We start from the raw sequence: 532 nt of genomic DNA, 5'->3' as shown, positions 1-532 counted from the left end.
TTGATACCCATACCTTGCGCTAGCGTGTAATTGTGCACTTTGATAAAGCACTCTTTGACTTGCCATAGTAAACGACTCAGATGCGCGCGTTTTATAGTATTCAGCTTGTCTAAAACAGCCAGCTCATCAGTATGATAATACCGCTGTACAATAGACCATTTCACACTTTGTACCTCTATATCGATACCGACTGGTCTATGACTGCTGACAACGACCGCAACCCTATCAACGGAATGACTAAAGCAGACATAATAACGGTGATGAATAAGCCGATAAGGGAACTGGGTCTCATCTAAATCATCATAGATTGCAAGCTTTTGCAGTAAGTGCTGAAGTAAATCTCGTACGCCTTTACGTTGTTGCTGCCGCTCATAATTAAATGCACTATTCGTGTTGTTTTGACCATCATGATGGGTAGATGCTATTTTTGCGCTCATACACCAAGTGCTGTTATCGAGTTGGATATAGCTTAAATTATATAGTGAGAAGGGCATAGTTGATAAGATCATGAGTATGAGTATGAGTATGAGTA

Annotated in this window: 1 protein-coding gene; it reads right to left on the bottom strand. The window is 40.4% G+C overall.

Translation table 11 applies throughout. The annotated features are described in order from the left end of the window. Window positions 1-437: 4'-phosphopantetheinyl transferase family protein (locus tag ACTXGO_RS16640; protein ID WP_443575243.1), on the bottom strand; the 437-nt coding region annotated here is incomplete at its 3' end. Between the last annotated feature and the right edge of the window lie 95 nt (window positions 438-532).

It is taken from the genome of Psychrobacter sp. T6-1 (assembly GCF_052258445.1).
This window is presented reverse-complemented; position numbering and strand designations above follow the sequence as displayed.